A 24,680-nucleotide genomic window follows, 5' to 3' on the forward strand; every position below is an offset into this window, starting at 1 on the left:
ATGTCCGCACGCGTCCCGCACCCGCGCCCGCTGGCGTTGCCGTTGACCGCCGCCCAGACCGGCATCTGGGTGGACCAGCAGCGGGACCCGGCGAACCCGGCGTTCGTCACCGCCGAGCAGGTCGAGCTGCGCGGCCCGCTGGACGTGGCGGCGCTGCGCGGTGCCGCGACGACGGCCGCCGCCGAGGTGCCGTGGCTGGGTGCGCGGTTCGAGACCGTCGACGGCGGGCGGGTCGTGCAGCACCCCGGGGCCTGGCCGGCCGGGTGCGAGCTGGTCGACCTCAGCGGGCACGACGACCCGGCCGCGGCCGCGGCCGGCTGGACCGGCGCCGACGTGCGCCGCCCGCTCGACCCGCACACCGAGCCGCTGCTGCGCCAGGCGTTGCTCGTGCTCGGACCGCAGCACCACATCTGGTACGTGCGCGCGCACCATCTGCTGCTCGACGCCTACGGCTACAACCTGCTCCGCCGCCGGGTCACCGAGCTGTACCGGGCGGCGGGCGATCCCGCGGGCTCCTCGCCCGCCCCGCGGCACGGCGAGCTCGCCGCCGTCGTCGAGGCGGACGCCGCCGATCTCGCCGACCCGGGCCGGGCCGCCGCCGAGGAGTTCTGGACGTCCCGGCTGGACGGCGCCGTGCCGGCCACCCTCGCCGCCGTACCGGCGCCGAACCCCAACCCGGCCCGCGAGCTGCACCGGGCCGACGGCGAGCTGGACGCGGCCGCCACCGCGGCGCTGCGCGAGATCGCGACCGCCGCCGGGGCCGGCTCGGTGGAGATCGTCGCCGCCGCGGTGGCCGCGCTGGTGTGGCGCCGCACCGGCGCGGCCGACGTCGTCCTCGATCTCCCGGCGATGCAGCGGCTCGGGACCCCGGCGAGCCGGGTCCCGACGACCGCGGTCACCGTGCTGCCGCTGCGGGTCCGGACCGGGCCGTCGGCCACCCCGGCCGGGCTCGTCGCCCGGGTGCACGAGGAGCTGCGCGCGGCCGCGGCACACCGCCGCTACCGCGGCGAGGACCTGCGCCGGGCGGTGCGCGCCCGGGCCGGGCGCGAGCCGTCCCCGGCGCTGGTGGTGAACGTCAAGCCCGATCCCGGCCGGGTCCGGCTCGGCGACGTGACCGGCGAGGTGCACGAGATCGCCACCGGCCCGGTGCGCGACCTGATGGTCACCGCCCGGCTGGGCGCCGGGACCGCCGGGGGCGCGCCCCGGCTGGTGGTCCGGGTGGACGCCGACGTCGCCCGCTACACCGCCGAGGAGACCGCGCGGCACCGGGACGCGCTGCTCGCGCTGCTCACCGAGGCCGCCGCCGAGCCGCACCGGCCGCTCGGGGAGCCGGACGCCGCGCTCCCCACATCGATCGGATCGACCGGATCGACCGCGCCGACCGGAGCGGCCGTGTCGACCGGATCGGGTGGGCCGACCGGATCGGGTGGACCGGCCGGGCCCGTGGCGCCCGGTGTCCCGGCCGCCGAGCGGGAACGGCAGGTCGCGGCGCTGGTCGCCGAGCTGCTGGAGGCCGATCCGGCGTCGGTCGACGCCGACACCGACCTGTTCGCCGCGGGCGGGCACTCGCTGCAGGTGCTCTGGCTGGTCGCGCGGCTGCGCGAGGGGCTGGACGCCGACGCGGACGCCCCCGGGCTCACCGTGCAGGCCGTGTTCGACCGGCCCACGGTCCGCGAGATCGCCGCCCTGCTGCCCGCCGGGGAGCCCGTCCGGTCCGCCGCGACCGGCCCGGCCCCGGCGCCCCGCCCGGAGCGGCCGCCGCTGTCGCCGGCGCAGCGCCGGATCTGGTCGCTGCAGCGGATCGAGGCCGGCGCGAGCTACGCGGTGCCGCTGACCGTGCAGCTCACCGGCCCGCTCGACACCGCGGCGCTGCGGGCCGCACTCGGCGACGTCGTCGCCCGGCACGAGGCGTTGCGCACCCTGCTCCCCGACGACGGCGGCGAACCGTGGCAGCAGGTGCTGCCGGCCGCCGACGTCACCGTCCCGGAGCTGCCGCTGCGCGAGGTCGCCGGAGCCGGCGCCGCCCGGGACGCCGTCCGGGAGCTGGCCGGCACCCCGTTCGACCTGGCCGCCGAGCTGCCGTGGCGGGCCGCGCTGCTGCGCACCGCACCCGGCGAGCACCTGCTGGCGCTGGTGCTGCACCACGTCGCCGTCGACGACCGGGCGCTCGCCGTGCTGGTCGACGATCTCGCCGTCGCCTACACCGCCCGGGCCGCCGGTGCGGCGCCGCAGCAGCCGCCCGCCCCCGGCTACGTCGACGCCGTCGTCGCCGCCGCGGCCCGCTTCGGGGACCCGGCCGATCCGGCCTCGCGCGCACACGCCGCGCTCGGGCACTGGCGCACCGTGCTCGACGGGGCGCCCGCCGAGACCACGCTGCCGGTCGACCTGCCCCGGCCGCCGGTGGAGAGCCACCGCGGCGCGGTCGTCCCGTTCGTCCTCGACGAGACGCTCACCGGCGCGGTGCAGCGGCTCGCCGCCGGCACCGGCAGCACCCCGTTCCTGGTGCTGCACGCCGCGGTCGCCGCGCTGCTGCACCGGATGGGCGCCGGTACCGATCTGCCGCTCGGGGTGCCCGTCATCGAGCGCGGCGCCGACGCCGCCGACGTGGTCGGGCTGTTCCTCAACACCGTCGTGGTGCGCACCGACGCGGGCGGCGACCCGTCGTTCCGGGAGCTCCTGGCCCGGGTCCGGGCCGCCGGTCTGGACGCGCTCGCCCATCAGGACGCCCCGTTCGACCAGGTGCTCGACGCCGTCGCCCCGGCCCGCTCGCTGGCCCGGCACCCGCTGTTCCAGGTGCTGGTCAGCCACCAGCACGAACCGGCGCACCGGCCGTCGTTCGCCGGGCTCAGCGCCCGCACCGCGATCGTCGGGACGCCGACCGCGAAGTTCGACCTGACCGTGCGCACCGTGCAGACCGGCGGCCGGATCGACGGCGAGCTGGAGTACGCCACCGACCTCTACTCGCCGGCCACCGTCGAGGCGTTCGCCCACCGGCTGCGCGGGCTGCTCGGCGCGGTCACCGCCGATCCCGGCCGTCGGCTGTCCGAGCTGCCGGTGCTCACCGACGCCGAACGCGCCGCGCACGACGGGGCCCGGGCCGCGACCGCGGTCCCGGCGCTGCCCGGGCTGCTGCCCGAGCGGTTCGCCGCCGCGGTCGCCGCCCATCCGGAGCTGCCCGCGCTGACCTGCGCCGGCGAGACCCTCGGCTACGCCGAGCTGGACGCCGCGGTGAACCGGCTCGCCCGGGTGCTGGCGGCCCGGGGCGCCGGGCCCGGCGCGCTGGTCGGGGTGCTGCTGCCGCGCGGCACCGATCTGGTGGTGGCGCTGCTCGCGGTGCTGCGCTGCGGCGCCGCGTACGTCCCGATGGACCCCGGCCACCCGGCCGAGCGGGTCCGCACGGTGCTCGCCGACGCCGCACCGGTGCTGCTGCTGACCACGACCGACGCCGATCCGGGCACCGGCACCGGCACGCTGCTGCTGGACGATCCGGCCGTCCGCGCCGAGCTCGCCGGGCTGCCCGCCGAGCCGCCGCCCGCCGTCGTCACCGATCCGGAGCAGCTGGCCTACGTGATCTTCACGTCCGGCTCGACCGGACGGCCGAAGGGCGTCGCGGTCCGGCACGGCGGGCTGCAGAACTTCCTCGACGACATGGCCCGCGACCTGGGTACCGGTCCGGGGCACCGCTGGCTGGGCGTGACGACGCCGGCGTTCGACATCGCCGCGCTGGAGTTCTACGGGCCGCTCGCGAGCGGCGGCACCCTGGTGCTGGCCGATCCGGACGAGGCGGGCGACCCGGTGGCGCTGCGCGGACTGGTCACCCGGCACCGGATCGACCACGTGCAGGCCACCCCGTCGCTGTGGCGGGCGCTGCTCGACGGCGCCGGGGACACCTTCGCCGGGGTGACCGCGCTGGTCGGCGGTGAGGCGCTGCCCGCGGACCTGGCGGCCGCGCTGCACGCGTCGAGCGCCCGCGCGGTCAACCTGTACGGGCCCACCGAGACCACGATCTGGTCCAGCCGCTGGCCGGTGGACCCGGCCGTCGCGGGCCCGCCGCCGATCGGCGGCCCGCTGGCGAACACCACGCTGAGCGTGCTGGACCACCGGTTGCGGCCGGTCGCGACCGGGGTGACCGGGGACCTCCACATCGGCGGTGCCGGACTGGCCCGCGGCTACCACGCGGACCCGGTCCGGACCGCCGAGCGGTTCGTCGCCGCACCCGGCGGGGAGCGGATCTACCGCACCGGCGACCTGGCCCGCCGCCGGTCCGACGGGCTGCTGGACTTCCTGGGGCGCTCCGACGACCAGGTGAAGCTGCACGGCTTCCGGATCGAGCCCGGTGAGATCGAGGCCGCCCTGCTGGAGCAGGACGTCGCCGCTGCGGCCGTGGTGGTGCGCGAGATCGGCCCCGGGCGTCCGGCGCTGGTCGCCTATCTGGTGCCGCGCGGTGCGGCCCCGGATCCGGCCGGGGTGCGGGCGGTGCTCGCGGCCCGGCTGCCGGAGTACATGGTCCCGGCGCACGTCGTCGTGCTCGACGCGCTGCCGCTCACCCCGAACGGCAAGATCGACCGGGCTGCGCTCCCGGCCCCGCAGCTCACCCGCGCGGCGCAGCGGCGGGAGCCGTCCGGGCCGGTCGAGCGGCGGCTGGCCGAGCTGGTCGCAGCACTGCTCCCGGACGCCGACGGCATCGGCGCCGACGAGGGCTTCTTCGATCTCGGCGGCGACAGCATCGCCGCGATCACGCTCGCCGCGCGGGCCACCGCCGCCGGGATCACGCTGACCCCGCGCGAGGTGTTCCTGAACCCGACGGTCGCCGGGCTCGCCCGGGTCGCCGCCGCTGCCGGGGACACCACCGCGGGTGCCGCGTCGGCGGGCCCCGTCTCGGCGGGCCTCGCGTCGGCGGGCATCGCAGCGGCGGGCTCCGTGTCGGCCCGGCCGTCGTCGGAACTGCTGCCGTCGGAACTGCTGTCGTCGGCAGCGCCCGAGCCGGTGCTGCCGGAACCGACCGCGGCGGAGCGGGTCGAGCTGGCCGCCGCCGTGCCGGGCCTGGAGGCGGTGCTGGCCTGCAGCCCGCTGCAGGAGGGCCTGCTGTTCGAGGCCGAGCGCACCGGGCGGGCCGGTGACCTGCACATCGTGCAGTGGTTCGTCGATCTCGAGCCGGCACTCGCCGATCCGCAGCGACTCACCGCCGCGACGGCCGCGGTCGCCGCGTGCCGCCCCGCGCTGCGGACCGCGTTCCGCCGGACCCGCTCCGGGCGGCCCTGGCAGCTGGTGCTGCGCGCGGCCGCCCCGGAGCTGAGCGTGCACCGCGGCGCCGATCCGGACGCCGTCGCCGACCGGGAGCGGGCCCGCTCGTTCGATCCGGCGACCGCGCCGCTGCTGCGGCTGGCGCTGGTCACCGGTCCCGACGCGCCGCCGCGTCTGATCGTCACGCACCACCATCTCGCGCTGGACGGCTGGTCGGTGCCGACCGTGCTGGGCGAGATCCTGCAGCGGGCCGGCACCGACGGCCCGGCGGACCCCGGCCCGGCACCCGACGGCCCGGCACCCGACGGCCCAGCGGCCGACGGCACAGTACTCGACGACACCGCAGCGCACGCCGACCTGCTCGCCCGGCTGGCCCGCCGGGCCGGCCGCGACCATCCCGCGGCGGTCGCGGCCTGGGCCGCCGCACTGGACGGGCTCGACGAGCCGTCGCTGCTGGTCCCGCCGACCGCACCGGGCACGCCCGCCGAGCCGGACCAGCTCGACGTCGAGCTCGATCCGCAGCTGCAACGCCGGCTGCTCGCCACCGCGCGGGCCACCGGGGTCACCGTGAACACCGTCCTGCAGTGGGCGTGGGGGGTGCTCGTCGCCCGGCTCACCGGCCGGTCCGAGGCGGTGCTCGGCGCGACCTCGGCCGGGCGCCCCGCCGACGAGCCGGGCACCGCCGACGCGGTCGGGATGTTCGTCAACACGGTCGCGGTCCGGGTGCGGCTGCGGCGCGGCGAGACCGCCGCGCAGAGCCTGCGCCGGCTGCAGCGCGAGCAGGCGGAGCTGATCGACCACCAGCATCTCGGCCTCGCCGAGCTGCATCGGATCGCCGGCCTGCCCGCGCTGTTCGACACGTTCGCGGTGTTCGAGAGCTACCCGTTCGAGGGTCTGCGGGCCACCGGCGCCCGGGTCGTCGGTGGCCGGGACGCCTCGCCGTACCCGCTGGGCGTGGTCGCGCTGCCCGGCGACGGGCTGCACCTGCGGCTGCGCTACCGGCGCGGGCCGGTCACCCCGGACGGCGCCGCCGTCGTCGCCGCCCGGCTGCGGACCGTGCTGGCCGCGCTCGCCGACGACCCGGACACCCCGGTCGACCGGATCGGCGTCTGCCCGCCCGAGGAGACCGCGGCGCTGCTGCGCGCCGCCGACGGCCCGACCGCCGCCCCGGCGGCGACGCTGCCGCAGATCGTCGGCCGCTGGGCGGACCGCACCCCGGACGCGCCCGCCGTGCACGGCCCGGACGGCCGGCTCGGCTACCGGGAGCTGCTGGACGCCGCCGCCCGGCTCGGGCACGAGCTGACCGCCCGCGGGGTGCGGCCCGAGCAGGTGGTCGCGCTGGCGCTGCCGCGTTCGGCCGAGCTGGTCGTCGCGATGCTCGCCGTGCACCACGCCGGCGCCGCCTACCTGCCGCTGGATCCCGGGCTGCCCGCCGCCCGGGTCGCCGCGACCGTCGCCGACATCGGCCCGGTGCTGCTGCTGGCCGCGGACGCGGTCCCGGCGGGCGTCCCCGGGACGCTGCCGGTGCTGCGCCCGTCGGACCCGGACACCGCCCGGCGGATCGCGGCACACCCGGTCACCCCGGCCCGCCCGGTCGATCCGGCGGCCGCCGCCTACCTGATCACCACCTCCGGCTCGACTGGCACGCCGAAGAGCGTCGTCGTCGCGCACACCGGTCTGGTCGCGCTGTCCGGGACGATGAACGCCGCGCTCGGCACCGGTCCCGGGCACCGGGTCGCGCAGTTCGCCTCCGCCGGGTTCGACACCTCGGTGTGGGAGCTGGTGATGGCGCTCGGCGCCGGCGCCGAGGTCGTCGTCGTCCCGGACGCGCAGCGGCTCGGCAGCGCGCTGTCGGAGTTCCTGCACGCCGGACGGATCACCCACCTGACACTGCCGCCGGCCGCGCTGGCCGACCTGCCGGTGCCGGACGGGGTGCCGCCGGGCGCGACGATCGTCGTCGCCGGCGAGGCCTGCCCGCCCGACCTGGCCCGGGCCTGGGCGGCCACCCACCGGGTGGTCAACTCCTACGGCCCCACCGAGACCACCGTCGACGCGACGATCTTCGACGTCGCCGAGGGCATCGAGCCGGACGCGCACGCGCTGCCGATCGGCCGCCCGGTGCACGGCACCGGCACGCACGTGCTCGATCCGGACCTGCGCCCGGTGCCCGACGGCGGCATCGGCGAGCTCTACGTCAGCGGCACCGGCCTGGCCCGCGGCTACCTCGGCCGGGCCGGGCTGACCGCCGCCCGGTTCGTCGCGCACCCGTGGGGCCCGCCCGGCGCGCGGCTCTACCGCACCGGCGACCTGGTGCGCCGCGGCCCCGGCGGGCTGCTCGTCTACGCCGGCCGCACCGACCACCAGGTCAAGATCCGCGGGTTCCGGGTGGAGCCCGGCGAGATCGAGGCCCGGCTCACCGAGCGCCCGGAGATCGACCGGGCGCTGGTCACGGCCCGGGACGCCGCGCTGGTCGCCTACGTCACCGGCCCCGGGCCGGTCGATCCGGCGCGGGTCCGCGCCGAGCTGGCCGCCACGCTGCCCGGGCACATGGTCCCGGCGTTCGTCGTGCCGCTGGAGGCGTTCCCGCGCACCCCGAACGGCAAGATCGACCGCGCGGCGCTGCCCGCGCCCGCACCGGCCGCCGGTGCCGCGGTGCGCGGCCCGCGGGACGCCGCCGAGCAGACCGTGCGCGACCTGTTCGCCGAGGTGCTCGGCCTGCCCGCCGACTCGGTCGGGATCGACGACGGGTTCTTCGACCTCGGCGGGCACTCGCTGCTCGCGACCCGGCTGGTGGCCCGGCTGCGCGCCGCGACCGGCGCCGCGGTCGGCCTGGGCACCCTGTTCGACACCCCGACCGTCGCGGCGCTGGCGGCGCTGCTCCCGGCCGCCGGGGCCGCCGTCCCGGGCCGCGCCGCGGTGACCCGGACCCGCCCGGAGCGGATCCCGGCCTCGCCCGGGCAGCGCCGGATCTGGTTCCTGGACCGGATGCTCGGCGACGGCCGCTCCGCCGCGACCTCGTCGATGCCGCTGGCGCTGCGCCTGGACGGCGAGCCCGACCCGGCAGCGCTGCACGCCGCGCTCGGCGACCTCACCGACCGGCACGAGGCGCTGCGCACCCTGCTGGTCGACGACGGCGGCGGCGAACCCCGCCAGCACGTCCTGGCCGCCCCGGTGCCGGTCCCGCTGGAGTTCCGCGCACCCACCGCCGACGAGCTGCCCGCGGTGCTCGACGAGATCGCCGCGCACCGCTTCGACACCGCCACCGAGCTCCCGCTGCGGGCCTGGGTGCTGCTCACCGGCGAACCGGCCGGCGCGGAGTCGGTGCTGGTGCTGGTGCTGCACCACGCCGCAGGCGACGAGGGCTCGGTCGCCCCGCTGCTCGACGACCTGCACACCGCCTACACCGCGCGGCTGGCCGGCGCCGCCCCGGCGTTCGCGCCGCTGCCGGTGCAGTACGCCGACCACACGCTGCGGCTGGCCGAGGTGCTCGCCGACGACGACGGCCCGGCCGCCGCCGATCTGCGGTACTGGCGGGACCGCCTCGCCGGGGCACCCGCCGAGCTGGAGCTGCCCCGGGACCGTCCGCGGCCCGCGGTCGCCTCCTACACCGGGATCGACGTCGAGTTCCGGATCGACCCCGGCCTGCACCGCGGCATCCGCCGGCTCGCCGGCGCGACCGGGACGACCGTGTTCATGGTGCTGCACGCCGCCGTCGCGACCGTGCTGCACCGGCTCGGCGCGGGCACCGACATCCCGCTCGGCGCCCCCGTCTCGGCCCGCCCGGACCTCGGCGGCGGCCCCGGGGAGCTCGACGACCTGGTCGGGCTGTTCCTCAACACCGTCGTGCTGCGCACCGACCTGTCCGGCGACCCGTCGTTCCGCACCCTGCTCGACCGGGTCCGGATCACCGACCCGGAGGCGTTCGACCACGCCCTGCTGCCGTTCGAGCGGCTGGTCGACGAGCTCGCCCCGGCCCGCTCCACGGCCCGGCACCCGCTGTTCCAGGTGATGGTGCTGCACCAGCGGCGCCGCTCCGCGACGCCGCCGCTCGGCGGGCACCCGACCACCGAGATCCCGGTCGGCACCGGCACCGCCCGGTTCGACCTGACCGTCGGCTTCCGGGAGCACGACGACGCCGACGGCCTGGACGGCGTCGTCAACGCCGCCGCCGACCTCTACGACCGGTCCGGCGCGCAGGCACTGGCCCGCCGGGTGCTGCGGGTGCTGGCCGCCGCGGTCGCCGACCCGGACGCGCCGGTGTCCGCCCACGACGTCCTCGACCCGGGCGAGCACGCCGCGCTGGCCGGGCTCACCGCCACCGCGGCCCGCCCGGAGCCGCGGCTGCTGCCGGAGCGGATCGCCGACCGCGCCGACCGGCACCCGGAGCGGATCGCCGTCCGGGCCGGTGACCGGGAGCTGGCCTACCGCGAGCTGTCCGCCGCCGCGGACCGGCTCGCCGCGGAGCTGGCCGCCCGCGGCGCCGGACCGGAGCGGGTGGTCGGGATCGCGCTGCCGCGCACCGCCGACCTGGTCGTCGCGGTGCTGGCGGTGCACCGCACCGGTGCCGGCTACCTGCCGCTGGACCCGGACTACCCGGTGGACCGGCTGCGGTTCATGATCGACGACGTGCGGCCGGTGGTGGTGCTCGCCGACGCCGCCGCAGCGGATCGGCTCGCCGGGACCGGCGCACCGCTACTGGATCCCACGCTGCTGGATCCCACGCCGCTGGATCCCGGGATGGCGCCCGCCGCCCCGGCGGCACCCGTGCCGCCGGTGGTCCCGGACCCGGACGGCATCGCCTACGTCATCCACACCTCCGGCTCGACCGGCCGCCCCAAGGGCGTGCTGGTCCCGCACGGCGCGCTGGCGAACTTCGCCGACGCCACCGCCGAGCTGGTCCCGCTCACCGCCGACGACGTCGTCGTCGCGGTGACCACGCTGTCGTTCGACATCGCGGTGCTGGAGATCCTGGTGCCGCTCTCGGTCGGCTCGACCGTGGTGCTCGCCGACGCCGCAACCGTGCGCGACCCGCGGCTGCTCGACGAGCTGGTGACCCGCTCCGGCGCGACCGTGCTGCAGGCGACGCCGTCGCTGTGGGCGGCGCTGCTCGCCGACCACGGCCGGGACCTCGCCGGGGTGACCGCGCTGGTCGGCGGCGAGGCGCTGCCGGCAGCGCTCGGCGAGCTGCTCGCCGCCCGCACCCGCACGGTCCGCAACATGTACGGGCCGACCGAGACGACCGTCTGGTCGACCAGCGCCGTCGTGCGCCCGGGGGAGCCGGTCACCATCGGCTCGCCGCTGCGCAACACCGGTGCGTTCGTGCTCGACGCCCGGTTGCGGCCGGTCCCGCCGGGCGTGCCCGGCGAGCTGTACCTGGCCGGGGCCGGGGTGGTCCGCGGCTACCACGGCCGCCCCGCGCTGACCGCGCAGCGGTTCGTCGCCTGCCCGGCCGACGGGCGGGCGTTCGGCCGGATGTACCGCACCGGCGACCTGGTCCGGGTGCGCGCCGACGGGACGCTGGAGTTCCTCGGCCGGGCCGACGACCAGGTGAAGGTCCGCGGCTTCCGGATCGAGCTCGGCGAGGTGGAGGCCGCGCTGGCCGCCGCTCCCGGGGTGGCCCGGGCCGTGGTGACGGTGCGCGGCGACGCGCTGATCGGGTACCTGCTGCCGGACACCGGTTCGCCGGACACCGGCCTGCCGGCCACCGGCCTGCTGGACACCGGTTCGCTGGACACCGCACGGGTGCGGGAGTCCGCCGCGCGCACCCTGCCGTCGCACATGTTGCCGTCGGTCCTGGTGGTGCTGGGGTCGCTGCCGCTCACCCCGAACGGGAAGGTGGACCGGGCGGCACTGCCGGACCCGGTCGCCGCGGCCGCGCCGGCCCGGACCGCGCCGCGCACCCCGGTCGAGGAGACCCTGGTGGCGCTGGTCGCCGAGGTGCTCGGCCGCGATCCGGGCACGGTCGGCGTGCACGACGACTTCTTCGCGCTCGGCGGGCACTCGCTGCTCGCGACCCGGCTGGTGTCCCGGGTGCGCGCGGTGCTCGGCACCGAGCCCGCGCTGCGCACCGTGTTCGAGGCGCCGACCCCGGCCGGGCTGGCCGCCCGGCTCGGTGCGGGCGACGGCGAGGGCCGGCCGCGTCCGGCGCTGCGCCCGGCCCGGCGTCCGGACCCGATGCCGCTCTCGCCCGCCCAGCAGCGGTTGTGGTTCCTGTTCCGGCTGGAGGGCCCGTCGGCGGTGTGGAACGTCCCGCTGGCCGCCCGGCTGCGCGGGCCGCTGGACGTGACCGCGCTGGAGGCCGCGCTCGCCGACGTCGCCGCCCGGCACGAGGCGCTGCGCACGGTCCTGCCGGACACCGCGGGCGTGCCCCGCCAGGTCGTCCTCGATCCGGCGCCGGTGCCGCTCGACGTGCACGAGGTGCCCGCCGGTGCCGATCTCGACGGGCTGCTGCAGGCAGCCGTCGGCACCCCGTTCGACCTGGCCGTGGACCGGCCGCTGCGGGCGGTGCTGCTGCGCCGCGCCGCCGACGACGCGGTGCTGGTGCTGGTGCTGCACCACGTCGCCGCCGACGAGTCGTCGGCCGTCCCGCTGCTCACCGATCTCGGCGCCGCCTACGCCGCGCGCTGCGCGGGCCGGCCGCCGCAGCTGCCGCCGCTGCCGGTGCAGTACGCCGACTACACGTGCTGGCAGCGGGAGCTGCTCGGCGAGCCGGGCGATCCCGGTTCGCTCGGCGACCGCCAGCTCGGCTGGTGGCGCGAGCGGCTGGCCGGTGCGCCGGAGGAGCTCGCGCTGCCCACCGACCGGCCGCGCCCGGAGATCGCGTCCGGCCGCGGCGGGTCGGTGACCTTCACCGTCGGCGAGCCGACCGCCCTGGCGCTGCGCCGGATCGCGGCCGGGCACGGCGCGTCGATGTTCATGCTGGTGCACGCCGCGTTCGTCGCGGTGCTGGCGCGCAGCGGCGCCGGGCGGGACGTGGTGCTGGGCACCCCGGTCGCCGGGCGGCCGGACGCCGCGCTGGACGAGCTCGTCGGGTTCTTCGTGAACTCGCTGGTGCTGCGCACCGACGCCGCGGGCGATCCGACGTTCGGCGCGCTGCTGGACCGGGTGCGCGAGGCCGACCTGGCCGCGTTCGGCCGGGCCGACGTGCCGTTCGAGCGGGTGGTGGAGGCGCTCGCCCCGCCGCGCCGCCCCGGCCGGCATCCGCTGTTCCAGGCGACGGTCACCTACCGCACCGCGACCGGGACCGATCTCGGGCTGCCCGGGCTGGTGACCGAGCCGGTGGAGCTGCCCGACCTGCACGCCAAGTTCGACCTGTCGCTGCTGATCGGCGAGCCGGAGCGGGGCGGGCACCTGGAGGGGCTGCTGCGCTACGCCGCGGACCTCTACGACCGGGAGACCGTCGCGGTGCTCGTCGCCCGCCTGGAGCGGGTGCTGGCGGCGGTCGCCGCCGATCCGCGGGTGCGGCTGTCCCGGCTGGATCTCGGTGACCCGGCCGGCCGGCACGGCGCCGTCCACGAGGTGGACCGGGCCGACCTGGCGACCCTGGTCCGGCGCGGCCTGGCGGGCGACCCGGAGGCCGAGGCGGTCCGGGTCGCCGGCGGCGCCGTGCTCACCCGGGCGCAGCTGCGCCACCGGGTGGACGCGCTCGCCGCGCGGCTCGCCGCCCGCGGCGCCGGTCCGGAGACGGTCGTCGGCACCGGTTTCCCGCGCGGGGTGGACGCGGTCGTCGCGCTGCTCGCGGTCGCCGCGGCCGGTGCGGCGCACCTGCCGCTGGACCCGGCGCTGCCCGCCGCCCGGCTCGCGCACATGATCGACGACGTCCGTCCGGCGCTGCTGCTCACCGACCCCGCGGGCGCCGAGGTGCTGCGCGACGTGGCCGGCGACACCGAGCTGCTGCTGCTCGACGACCCGGCCGGTCCCGCCGGCCCCGGGACGCGGGCGCCGCGGCCGGATCCCGACCACCCCGCCTACCTGATCTACACCTCCGGGTCGACCGGGCTCCCGAAGGCCGTCGTGGTGCCGCACGCCGGGCTGGCGTCGCTGGTCGAGACGGCCGCCGGCTGGGGCTTCGGGCCGGACTCGGTGGTGCTGACGACGTCGTCGCCGAGCTTCGACGTGTTCGTCTACATGGTGACCGCGACGCTGGCCCGCGGCGGCCGGCTGGTGCTCGCCCCGGCGGGCGTCCCGGACGCCGCCGAGCTGGTTGCCCACGCGGCCGAGCACCGGGCCACGCACGTCGTCGCACCGCCGGTGCTGATGGCGGAGGCCGCCCGGGCCGCGGGCGACGGCCCGGCGTTCCCGCCGGGCAGCACGCTGGTGGTCGGCGCCGACGCGCTGCCCGCGGCACTGCTGCGCCGGCTCACCGCCACCCACCGGGTGGTCAACGCCTACGGCCCCACCGAGGCGACGGTGAACGCCACCAGCTGGTCGGCCGGCCCGGTCCCGGGCGGGATCGTGACCGGCCCGACCGCGCCGATCGGGCTGCCCGACCCGAACGTCACCGCGCACGTCCTCGACGACGGCCTGGCCCCGGTGCCGTCCGGCGTCGCCGGTGAGCTGTACCTGGGCGGCGACGGCCTGGCCCGCGGCTACCACGGCCGGGCCGCGCTCACCGCGTCCCGGTTCGTCGCCGATCCGTGGTCGCCCGGGCGGCGGCTGTACCGCACCGGCGACCTGGTCCGCCGGTCCGCCGACGGCACCCTGCAGTTCCTCGGCCGGACCGACGACCAGGTGAAGATCCGCGGCTTCCGGATCGAGCCGGGCGAGATCGAGATGGTCCTGACCGGGCACGAGCGGGTCCGCGCCGCGGCCGTGCTGGCCCGCCGCGACGGTCCGGCCGATGCCCCGGCCCGGCTGGTCGGCTACGTCGCCGCCGAGCCCGGCGGTCCCGCCCCGGTCCCGGCGGAGCTGCGGGAGTTCGCCGCGGCCCGGCTGCCCGAGCACATGGTGCCGGTGGCCGTCGTCGTGCTGGACGCGCTGCCGGTGAACGCCAACGGCAAGATCGACCACCGCGCGCTGCCCGCCCCGGACACCGTCGCGACCGCCGGCGGCACCGGGCCGCGCACCCCGGCCGAGGCGGCGCTGGCGGCCGTCGTCGCCGAGGTGCTCGGCCTGCCCGCGGTCGGCGTGGACGACGATTTCTTCGCGCTCGGCGGGGACTCGATCGTCTCCATCCGGCTGGTCGGCCGGGCCCGTGAGGAGGGCTTCGACCTGGCCCCGCGGGACGTGTTCACCGGGCGGACGGTCGCCGCGCTGGCCGCGCTCGCGGCCGGCCGGGCCGGTGCGGTCGCACCGGCCGCCGGCGGCGCTGTTCCCGGCGCGACCGGGCGGACCGCACCGACCCCGGTGCTCGCCGCGTTCGCCGCGGCCGGTGGCGCGCGGGCCCGCCGCTACGCCCAGATCCGGACGGTCCGCACCCCGGCCGGGCTCACCGGACCGGAGCTGACGGCCGGGCTGGCCGCACTGCTGTCCACACACGACGTGCTGCGCGCCCGGCTGCTGCCCGACGGCGGCCTGGACGTCCCGGAGCCCGGCCCGGCACCGGACGGTCTGCTCACCCGGGTCGAATGGGACGGTGACCCGGCGCAGGTGCCGGTCGCCGCCGAGGCGGCGCTGCGCCGGCTCGACCCGGTCGCCGGGCCGACCGTGCAGGCCGTCTGGTTCGATGCCGGCCCGGCCGCCCCGGGACGGCTGTTCCTGGCCGTGCACCACATCGCCGTCGACGCCGTGTCCTGGCCGATCCTGCTGGCCGACCTGCGCCGCACGGTGACCACCGGCGAGCCGCCGGCCCGCACCGGCACCCCGTTCCGGGCGTGGTCGCACGGCCTGGCCGCCGCCGACGTCGGCGCGGAGCTGCCGTACTGGCGCGCGGTGCTCGGCGACCCGGCCGACGCCCGGATCCCGGGGCTCGACGTCCCGGCCGGCGCCACCGGCGACGGCGTGCGGGACCGCACCCTGCGGCTGCCCGCCGACGTCACCGGGCCGCTGCTGGACGAGCTGCCCGGGCGCTACCGGGCCCGCACCGAGGACGTCCTGGTCACCTCGCTGGCGGTGGCACTGGCCCGGTTCCGGGCCCGCTGCGGCGGCAGCCCGGACGCGCCGGTGCTGCTCGACCGGGAGGGTCACGGCCGCGACGAGGAGCTGGTCCCCGGCGCGTCGCTGTCCGGGACGGTCGGCTGGTTCACCGCGGTGCACCCGGTGCGGCTCACCCCCGCTGTCGCCCCGGCCGATCCGGATGCGGTCGTCGCGGGCGGCCCGGCCGCCGGTCACGCGCTGCTCGCGGTGAAGGACGCGCTGCGCGCCGTCCCCGGCACCGGGACCGGGTTCGGCCTGCTCGCCGGGCGGCTCCCGGCGCACCGGCCGCCGGTGCTGCTGAACTGGCTCGGCCGGGTCGCCACCGGTGCGCCGGACGGATCCGGTCCGGACGACTGGGGCGTCGACACCGATCTCCCGCCGGTCCCGGCGGACGCCGACCGGCCGGTCACCCACGCGCTGACCGTGGACGCCTACCGGGCGGCGGACGGGACCCTCGCGGCCCGGCTGTCCTGGCCGTCCGGCGTCCCCGGGGAGGCCGTCGCGGAGCTGGCCGCCGACTGGGATGCGGTGCTGCGCGGCCTGGCCGCGCACGCCGGGACACCCGGTGCGGGCGGCGTGTCGCCGTCGGACTTCCCGCTGGTCGCGCCGTCCGCGGACGATCTCGCGACGCTGGTCGCCGAGGCCGGCGAACCGGCGGACCTGCTGCCGGTCACCCCGCTGCAGCGCGGGCTGCTGTTCCACTCCGGGTTCGACGACACCGCGGGCGTCGACGTCTACACCACCCAGACCGAGCTGGAGATCGACGGCCCGGTCGATCCGGAGCGGATGCGCGCGGCACTGGGCGCCGTGCTCGCCGCGCAGCCGCAGCTGCGCGCCGGGTTCCGGCTGCTCGGCGACGGCCGGCACGTCGCCGTGGTGCCGTACGAGGCGGACGTGCCGCTGCGGGTCGTCGACCTGTCCGGCCGCGACCCGGGCACCGCCGAGGCCGAGGCCGGGCGGCAGGTCGCGACCGACCGGCTGGACCGGTTCGACCCGGCCCGGCCGCCGCTGGTGCGGCTGCTGCTCGTCCGGTTCGCCGCGGACCGCTGGCGGCTGGCCGTGACCACCCACCACGTGCTGCTGGACGGATGGTCGGCGCCGCTGTTCATGCGGGCCGTGCTGGCCGCCTACGCGGGCGATCCGCTCCCGCAGGCCCGGCCGTTCCGGGACTTCCTGGCGTGGCTGGCCACCCGCGACGACGACGCCGCCCGCACCGCGTGGGCGGCCGCGCTGGCCGGGCCGGTCGAGCCCACCCTGGTCGCCCCGGACGCGCTGCGCGGCATCCCGTCCGGGCTGCCCGCCGAGCTGGGCACGACGCTGTCCACGGTGGACACCGCCGCGCTGGCCGCGGCCGCGCGGACCGCCGGGGTCACGCTGAACACACTGGTCCAGGCGGCGTGGGCGCTGACCCTGGCGCGCACCCTGGGCCGCACCGACGTGGTGTTCGGCAGCACCGTGTCCGGTCGCACGCCCGACCTGCCCGGTGTGGACGGCACACTCGGCCTGCTGATCAACACGGTGCCGGTACGGGTGCGGCTGGACCCGGCCGAGCCGGTCGCTGCGCTGCTGGACCGGGTGCAGGCCGAGCAGGCCGAGCTGCTGGCGCACCAGCATCTCGGGCTCGCCGACATCGCCCGGGCGGCCGGCACCGGGGACCTGTTCGACACCCTGCTGGTGTTCGAGAGCTACCCGGTCGACGACGACGCGCTGGCCGCCGCCGAGCGGGCCGCCGGGTTCCGGGTGGCCGCGGCCCGCGGCCGGGACGCCACCCACTACCCGCTGAACCTGCTGGTGCTCCCGGCCGGTCGCGGCGGGGACCGGCTGGCACTGACCCTGCGGCACCGGGCCGAGCTGGTGGACGCCGGCACGGCCGCCACCGTGCTGGACCGGACCGTCCGGGCGCTGCACGAGCTGGCGGCGCGGCCGTCGGCCCGGGTGGGCGGGCTGGACCTGCTCGATCCGGCCGAGCGGGCGCTGCTGCGCGCCGGTGGCGGACCGTCCGGTGCGCCGGAGCCCGCGCACACCGGCCCGCACGACCTGGTGGCGCTGGTCCGGGCGAGCGTCGCACGGACGCCGTCGGCGATTGCCGTCGCCGACCGGGACACCCGGCTGGACTACGCCACGCTGGACGCGGCGTCGGCCCGGCTGGCCGGGCGGCTCGCCGCCCGCGGCGCCGGCCCGGAACGGTTCGTCGGGGTGGCACTCGGGCGCAGCACCGACCTGCTGGTCGCGTTGCTGGCGGTGCTCCGCACCGGTGCGGCGTACCTGCCACTGGACCCGGACTACCCGGCCGACCGGCTGCGGTTCCTGCTCGACGACGCCGATCCGGTGCTGGTGGTCGGGACGGCCGCGAGCCTGGCCGGGCTGCCGACGGCGGGCCGGGAGGTCGTCGTCCTCGACCGGGGCCCGGGGCCTGGGTCCGGCCCGGCGTCCGGTCCTGCGCCGGAACCGTCCGGCGTCGGGCCGGACGGGCCGGCCGACCCGGACGCGGCCGCCTACGTGATCTACACCTCCGGTTCGACCGGGCGCCCGAAGGGCGTCGTCGTGTCGCACCGCTCCGCGGCGAACCTGGCGGCCTGGGCGGCCGCCGAGTTCGGGCCGCGCCGGATGCTGGCGAGCACCTCGCTGAACTTCGACGTGTCGGTGTTCGAGCTGTTCGGGCCACTGGCCGCCGGCGGCACCGTGCTGCTCACCGGGAACGCGCTCGATCTCGCCGTGCCCGGCGCGCCACCGGCCGGCGCGGACGGCGCGATCCTGTCCACCGTGCCCGCGGTGCTCGCCGGGCTGCTCGGCGGGCCTGGCGTGGTCGCCGAACCGGCGTCGGTGGTGCTGGCGGGGGAGGCGTTCCCCGGCCCGCTGCTCGACGCCGTCCGGGCCCGGTTCGGGCCGGGCGTCGAGGTCCGCAACGCCTACGGCCCGACCGAGGCGACCGTGTACGCGACCGTCTGGCGGGACGACGGCGGCCCCGCCCGGGCGGCCGGGCTGCCGATCGGCCGCCCGCTGCCCGGCCTGCGCGCGCTGGTGCTCGACGCCGCGCTCACCCCGGTCCCGGTGGGCACCACGGGCGAGCTGTACCTGGGCGGCGTCGGCGTCGCGCGCGGCTACCTGAACCGGCCAGGGCTGACCGCGTCCCGGTTCGTCGCCGATCCGGCCGGTTCCCCGGGCGGGCGGCTGTACCGCACCGGTGACGTGGTGCGCTGGCGCGCCGACGGCGAGCTGGAGTACCTGGGCCGCTCCGACGACCAGGTGAAGGTGCGCGGTTTCCGGATCGAGCCCGGCGAGGTGGAGGCGGCGCTGTCCACCCATCCGTCGGTGGGGACGGCGGCGGTGGTCGCGTCCACCGGTCCGGCCGGTGCCCGGCTGCTCGGCTACGTCGTGCCCGCGGCCGGCGGCCCGGCCCCGGATCCGGCGGAGCTGCGCGAGCACGTCGCGGCGCGGCTGCCCGCGCACCTGGTGCCGTCCGCGGTGCTGGTGCTCGACGAGTTGCCCCGCAACGCCAACGGCAAGCTCGACCGGTCCGCGCTGCCCGCCCCTGGTGAGCAGAGCAGAGCGACCCCGGAACAGGCCCCGGCGCCGGAGCCCGCGGCGCAGCCGCGCGGTGACACGGCGGCGGTGCTCGCCGGGATCGTCGCCGCCGTGCTCGGGCTCGACGAGGTCGCCCCGCACGATGACTTCTTCACCCTCGGCGGCGACAGCATCGTCGCGATCGGGCTGGTCGCCCGGGCCCGCGCGGCCGGGCTGCGGATCACCCCGCGGCAGGTGTTCACCGAGCGGACCGCGGCCGCGCTGGCCGCGGTCGCCGAGCCGGAGGGCGCGGCGGCGCCGGCCGAGCCGGGCACCGGGCCGGTGCCGCTCACCCCGATCATGCGGGACCTGCTGGAACGGCCCGGCCCGATCGGCCGCTACGCGCAGGCCCGGCTGCTGCGCGCCCCGGCCGGCCTGGACGAGCGGCTGCTCGCGGCGGCGGTGACGGCGCTGGTCACGCGGCACGACATGCTGCGCGCCCGGCTCACCGGCGACGAGCTGGTCGTCGATCCGCCGGAGCGCGGCCTGCCGCCGGGCACGGTGTCCCGGGTGGACGTGTCCGGCTGGTCCGATGCGGACTGGCGGGACGGCTGGACCGGCCTGGTCGCTCCGGTGCTCGACGAGCTGGACCCGCGGGCCGGGCGGATGCTGCGGGCGGTCTGGTTCGACCGCGGCCCCGGCCGGGAGGGCCGGGTGTTCCTGGCCGTGCACCACCTGGCGGTGGACGGGGTGTCCTGGCGGGTGCTGGTGCCCGACCTGGCCGACGCGGTCGCCGCACTCGCCCGGGGCGCGACGCCCGCCCCGGAGCCGGTGCCGACCCCGTTCCGGCAGTGGGCCCGCGCCCTGGTCGCCGAGGCCGGGGCGGGCCGCAGGCTGGCCGAGCTGGCGCACTGGCGCGACGTCGTCGCCCGGCCCGGGCTGCGGCTGGCCCGCCGGGACCTGGATCCGGCCGTCGACCTGGCGGGTGCGGAGCGGTTGCAGCGCACCCGGATCCCGGCCGAGGTGACCGGGCCGCTGCTGACCGCGCTGCCGGCGCTCTATCACGCGGGCGCCGGGGACGTGCTGCTCGCCGGGCTGGCGCTGGCCGTCGCCGGGGCCCGCAAGGACGAGCCGGGCAGCACCGACGGCCTGGTCGTCGACCTGGAGGGGCACGGCCGGGAGGAGCAGCTGGTGCCGGGCGCGGACCTGTCGCGCACCGTCGGCTGGTTCACCACGCTGTTCCCGGTCCGGCTGGACCTGGCCGGGATCGACGTCGCCGACGCGCTGGCCGGCGGCCCGTCCGCCGGTGCCGCGGTGAAGCACGTCAAGGAGGTGCTGCGCACGGCACCCGACGGCGGGATCGGCTTCGGCCTGCTCCGCCACCTCAACCCGGCCACCGCGCCGGAGCTGCGCGACCGCGCGCCGGACCTGCTGTGGAACTACCTGGGCCGGTTCACCGCCGGTGAGGACGGCGGCGCCTGGAGCGGCGCACCGGAGGCCGGTGCGCTGGGCGGCGGCGTCGATCCGGCGATGGCGGCCGATCACGCGCTGCGGGTGACCGCGGTCGCGCAGGACACCCCGGCCGGCCCGGAGCTGGCCGTGGTGTGGGCCTGGCAGCCGGGCGCCGTCGACGAGGGCGAGATCGCCGACCTGTCCCGGGCGTTCGCCGACGCGCTGGCGGCGCTCGCCGCGCACGCCGCCGATCCGGCGGCGGGCGGGCACACCCCGTCCGACCTCACCGCCGGTGGGCTGTCGCAGGCGGAGCTGGACGAGTTCGAAGCAGAGTTCGGTTCGGGATCGGAGGACTGGTGATGGCGGCGCCGACGCGTGCGACCGGGCAGCGACCGGGGCGGGGTGGCCTGTCCGACGTGCTGCCGCTGTCCCCGCTGCAGGAGGGGCTGCTGTTCCTGGCGTCCTACGACGACCGCGCCGCGGACGTCTACACCGTGCAGATCGAGCTGACCGTGCGCGGCGCGCTCGACCCGGCCCGGCTGCGGGCCGCACTGGCCGCCGTGCTGGACCGGCACCCGAACCTGCGGGTGTGCCTGCGGCCGCGGCGCAGCGGGGAGTACGTGCAGCTGGTCCCGGAGCGGGCCGAGGTGCCGTGGACCGAGCACGACCTGCGCGACCGGCCCGATCCGGGCGCCGAGTGGGCGCTGCTGTGCGCGCGCGACCGCGGCATCCGCTTCGACCTGTCCCGGCCGCCGCTGCTGCGGGCGGCGCTGGCCCGCACCGCCGCCGACGAGCACCGCTTCCTGCTGACCGTGCACCATCTGCTGCTCGACGGCTGGTCGGTGCCGCTGCTCGGCCGCGAGCTGTTCGAGCACTACGCAGGCCGCACCCCGCCGCCGGTCCGGCCCTACCGCGACTACCTGCGCTGGGTCACCGCACAGGACACCGGCGCCGCCGCCGCGAGCTGGCGCGCCGCGCTGTCCGGTGTGGACGAGCCGACGCTGCTCGCCCCGGGCGCGCCGCCGGCCGCCGGGGACCCGGCCACCCTGCCGGTCCCGCTGCCGCCCGGCCTGGCCGACGGGGTCGCCGGGCTGGCCCGGTCCTGCGGCGTCACCGTGAACACCGTCGTGCAGGCGGCCTGGGCGCTGGTGCTGGCCCGCACCCTGGGCCGCGACGACGTCGTGTTCGGCACCACCGTCTCCGGCCGGGTGCCGGAGGTGACCGGCATCGAGTCGATGCTGGGCCTGTTCATCAACACGCTGCCGGTCCGGGTGGCGCTGCGCCCGGGGGAGCCGGTCGCCGGCTGGCTGTCCCGGATCCAGGCCGAGCAGGCCGCCGTGATGGACCACCAGTACCTCGGCCTGGCCCGGATCCAGCGGGAGACCGGCCTGGGCGAGCTGTTCGACTCGCTGGTCGTCGTGGAGAGCTACCCGGTGGACGCCGAGGCGCTGGCCGGCGCGGAGTCCGCGGCCGGGCTGCAGGTCACCGGCGGGCAGATCCGGGACGCCACTCACTACCCGGTGACGGTGCTGGCCGAGCAGGACCCGGATCTCACGGTGGTGCTGCGGTACCGGCCCGACGTCGTCGGCGACGGGCCCGCCCGCACGTTGGCCGATCGCGCGGTCGCCGCGCTGTCGGCGCTGGTCGCGGACCCGCAGGCGCCGGTCGGCCGGATCGGCCTCGACACCCCCGCCGACCGCGAGCGCATGGCCGCCGCGCTGGCCCCGCCGCCCGGGGCGACCGCCCCGGACCGGGCCCCGTCGACGATCCCGCAGGCCCGGGCCGCGCTGCTCGCCGCGCACGGCGCCGCGGTCGCGCAGCGGACCGCCGTCGTCGACGGCGACCGCCGGTTCAGCCACGCCGAGCTGGACCGCTGGGCCGCCCGGATCGCCGCCCCGCTGCTCGCCCGCGGCGCCGGGCCGGAGACCCGGATCGGGCTGTACCTGCCGCGCTCGGCGGAGCTGGTCGCGGCGGTACTCGGCGTGCTGCGCAGCGGCGCCGCCTACGTGCCGCTGGACCCGAACCACCCGGCCGAGCGGACCGCCGCGATCCTCGCCGACACCGCCCCGCTGCTCGTGCTGGCCGCCCCGGGCACCGATCCGGCCCGGTTCGCCGGGACCCCGGTCGTCACCCTGCCCGGGACCGCAGACCCGGACGGGCCGGACGGGACCGGCGCGCCGGACGTCCCCGAGGTGCCGGCCGGTCTGCACCCCGAGCACGCCGCCTACGTCATCCACACCTCCGGTTCCACCGGCCGTCCGAAGGGTGTGGTGGTCGGGCACGGCAACGTCACCCGGCTGCTCGACGCGACCGGCGGCTGGTTCGGCTTCGGCCCGGACGACGTGTGGACCCTGTTCCACTCCTACGCCTTCGACTTCTCGGTGTGGGAGCTGTTCGGCCCGCTGCTCACCGGCGGCACCGTGGTGGTCGTCGATCACGACACCGCCCGCTCCCCGGAGGAGCTGCACGCGCTGCTGCGCCGGGAACGGGTCACCGTGCTCAACCAGACGCCGTCGGCGTTCGCCGGGCTGGACGCCGCCGACGCCGCGAGCCCGGCCGGGCTGCCCGATCTGCGCACCGTCGTCTTCGGCGGGGAGGCGCTCGAACCGCGCACCCTGGCCGGCTGGTTCGGCAGGCACCCGGACCGGCCGCAGCTGGTGAACATGTACGGGATCACCGAGACCACCGTGCACGTCACCTACCGGCCGCTGGACCCGGCGTCCGCCGCGGCCGGCGGCAGCCCGATCGGCGGGCCCGTCCCCGACCTGCACCTGGAGCTGCTCGACGGCGGCCTGGCGCCGGTGCTGCCCGGCGCGACCGGCGAGCTGTACGTCGGCGGCGCCGGGGTCGCCCGCGGCTACCTGGGCCGGCCCGCGCTGACCGCCTCCCGGTTCGTCGCCGCGCCCGGTGGCGCGCGCCGCTACCGCAGCGGCGATCTCGGGCGGATCCGGCCGGACGGCGTCGTCGAGCACCTCGGCCGGGCCGACGACCAGGTGAAGGTGCGCGGGTTCCGGATCGAGCCGGGCGAGGTCGAGGTCGCGCTGGCCGGGCACCCGGACGTCGGGCGGGCCGCGGTCGTCGCCCGCGACGACGGCTCCGGCGCCCGGCTGGTCGGCTACCTGGTGCCGGCCGGCCCGGCACCGGTGGACCCGGCCGCGGTCCGGTCGCACGCCGCCGCGCTGCTGCCCGACCACATGGTGCCCGCGGTGCTGGTCGTGCTCGACGAGATCCCGCTGACCGGCAACGGCAAGATCGACCGGCGGGCGCTGCCCGATCCGGCGCCGGTGGCCGGATCCGGCCGGGCGCCCGCGACCCCGGTCGAGGCGGTGCTGGCCGACCTGGTCGGCGGGGTGCTCGGGACGGGCACGGTCGGCGCCGACGACGACTTCTTCACCCTCGGCGGGGACAGCATCAGCTCGATCGCGCTGGTCACCCGGGCCCGCGCGGCCGGGCTCACGCTGCGCCCGCGGGACGTGTTCGAGCACCGCACGGTCGCGGCGCTGGCCCGCGCCGCGCTCGCCGCCCCCGCCGGGGACGCGGCGCCCGCGCTGCGCGTCGCCGGCACCGGGCGGGTGCCGCTGCTGCCGGTCGCGCACGACCTGCTCACCGCGGGCGGCCCGATCCGCGCCACCAGCCAGGCGCGGCTGCTGCGCGCCCCGGCCGACCTGCGCACCGCCGACCTGGTCGCGGGCGTGCAGGCGCTGCTGGACACGCACGACCTGCTGCGCGCCCGGCTCGTCCCGGGCCCCGATCCGGTGCTGGACGTGCCCGAACCCGGCGGCCCGGCCGGCGGCACCGCAGCAGCCGGCGCCGTGGATGCCGCGATGCTGGTCGAGACGGTGCCCGCGGCACCCGGCGATCCGGCGGCCCGCGAGCACGGGCTCGGCGTCCCGGCCCGGCTCGATCCGGAGCGCGGGATCATGCTGCGCGTCGTGCACTACCCGGCCGGCCCCGGCATCGAGGGCCGGGTCCTGCTGGTCGTGCACCACCTGGCGGTCGACGGGGTGTCCTGGCGGATCCTCGTCGCCGACCTGGCCGCGGCGGTGGCGGCCGCCGCGGCCGGGTACCGGCCGTCCCCCGATCCGGTCGGCACCTCGTTCCGGGCCTGGGCGATCGCCGCCCGCGCCGCCGCCGACGGGCTGGACGGCGAGCTCGGCCACTGGCGGTCGGTGACCGACGGCGTGCGGCCGGGGCCGCTGCTCGATCCGCAGCGGGACACCGTCGCCACCGCCCACACCGTGCGCCGCACCGTCCCGGCCGATCGGACCGCGGTGCTGTTGCAGGTCGCGACCCGGTTCCGGGCCGGACCGGCGGAGCTGCTGCTCGCCGGGGTCGCGACCGCGCTGGACCGGACCGACGGCCGGGCGGTGCGCACCGCCGACGTCGAGGGGCACGGCCGCGAGGAG

At 78.6% G+C, this 24,680-nt stretch carries 2 protein-coding genes (1 of these 2 running past the window's edge); both read left to right on the forward strand.

Features of this window, described 5'->3' with window-relative positions:
• The gene (locus ABZ881_RS02590) at positions 1-20,634 is read left to right on the forward strand and encodes an amino acid adenylation domain-containing protein (protein ID WP_358481235.1); all 20,634 of its coding nucleotides are present in this window, start codon (positions 1-3) and stop codon (positions 20,632-20,634) included.
• On the forward strand, positions 20,634-24,680 hold the beginning of the coding sequence (locus ABZ881_RS02595) for an amino acid adenylation domain-containing protein (protein WP_358481237.1). 5,082 nt of this gene lie beyond the right edge of the window; 4,047 of the gene's 9,129 nt are visible here — the first part of the coding sequence; the start codon lies at positions 20,634-20,636; its stop codon lies beyond the right edge, outside the window. Before ABZ881_RS02590 ends, ABZ881_RS02595 begins: the two co-directional genes overlap by 1 nt.

Source organism: Pseudonocardia sp. NPDC046786, from assembly GCF_040645415.1.
Lineage (GTDB): Bacteria > Actinomycetota > Actinomycetes > Mycobacteriales > Pseudonocardiaceae > Pseudonocardia > Pseudonocardia kongjuensis.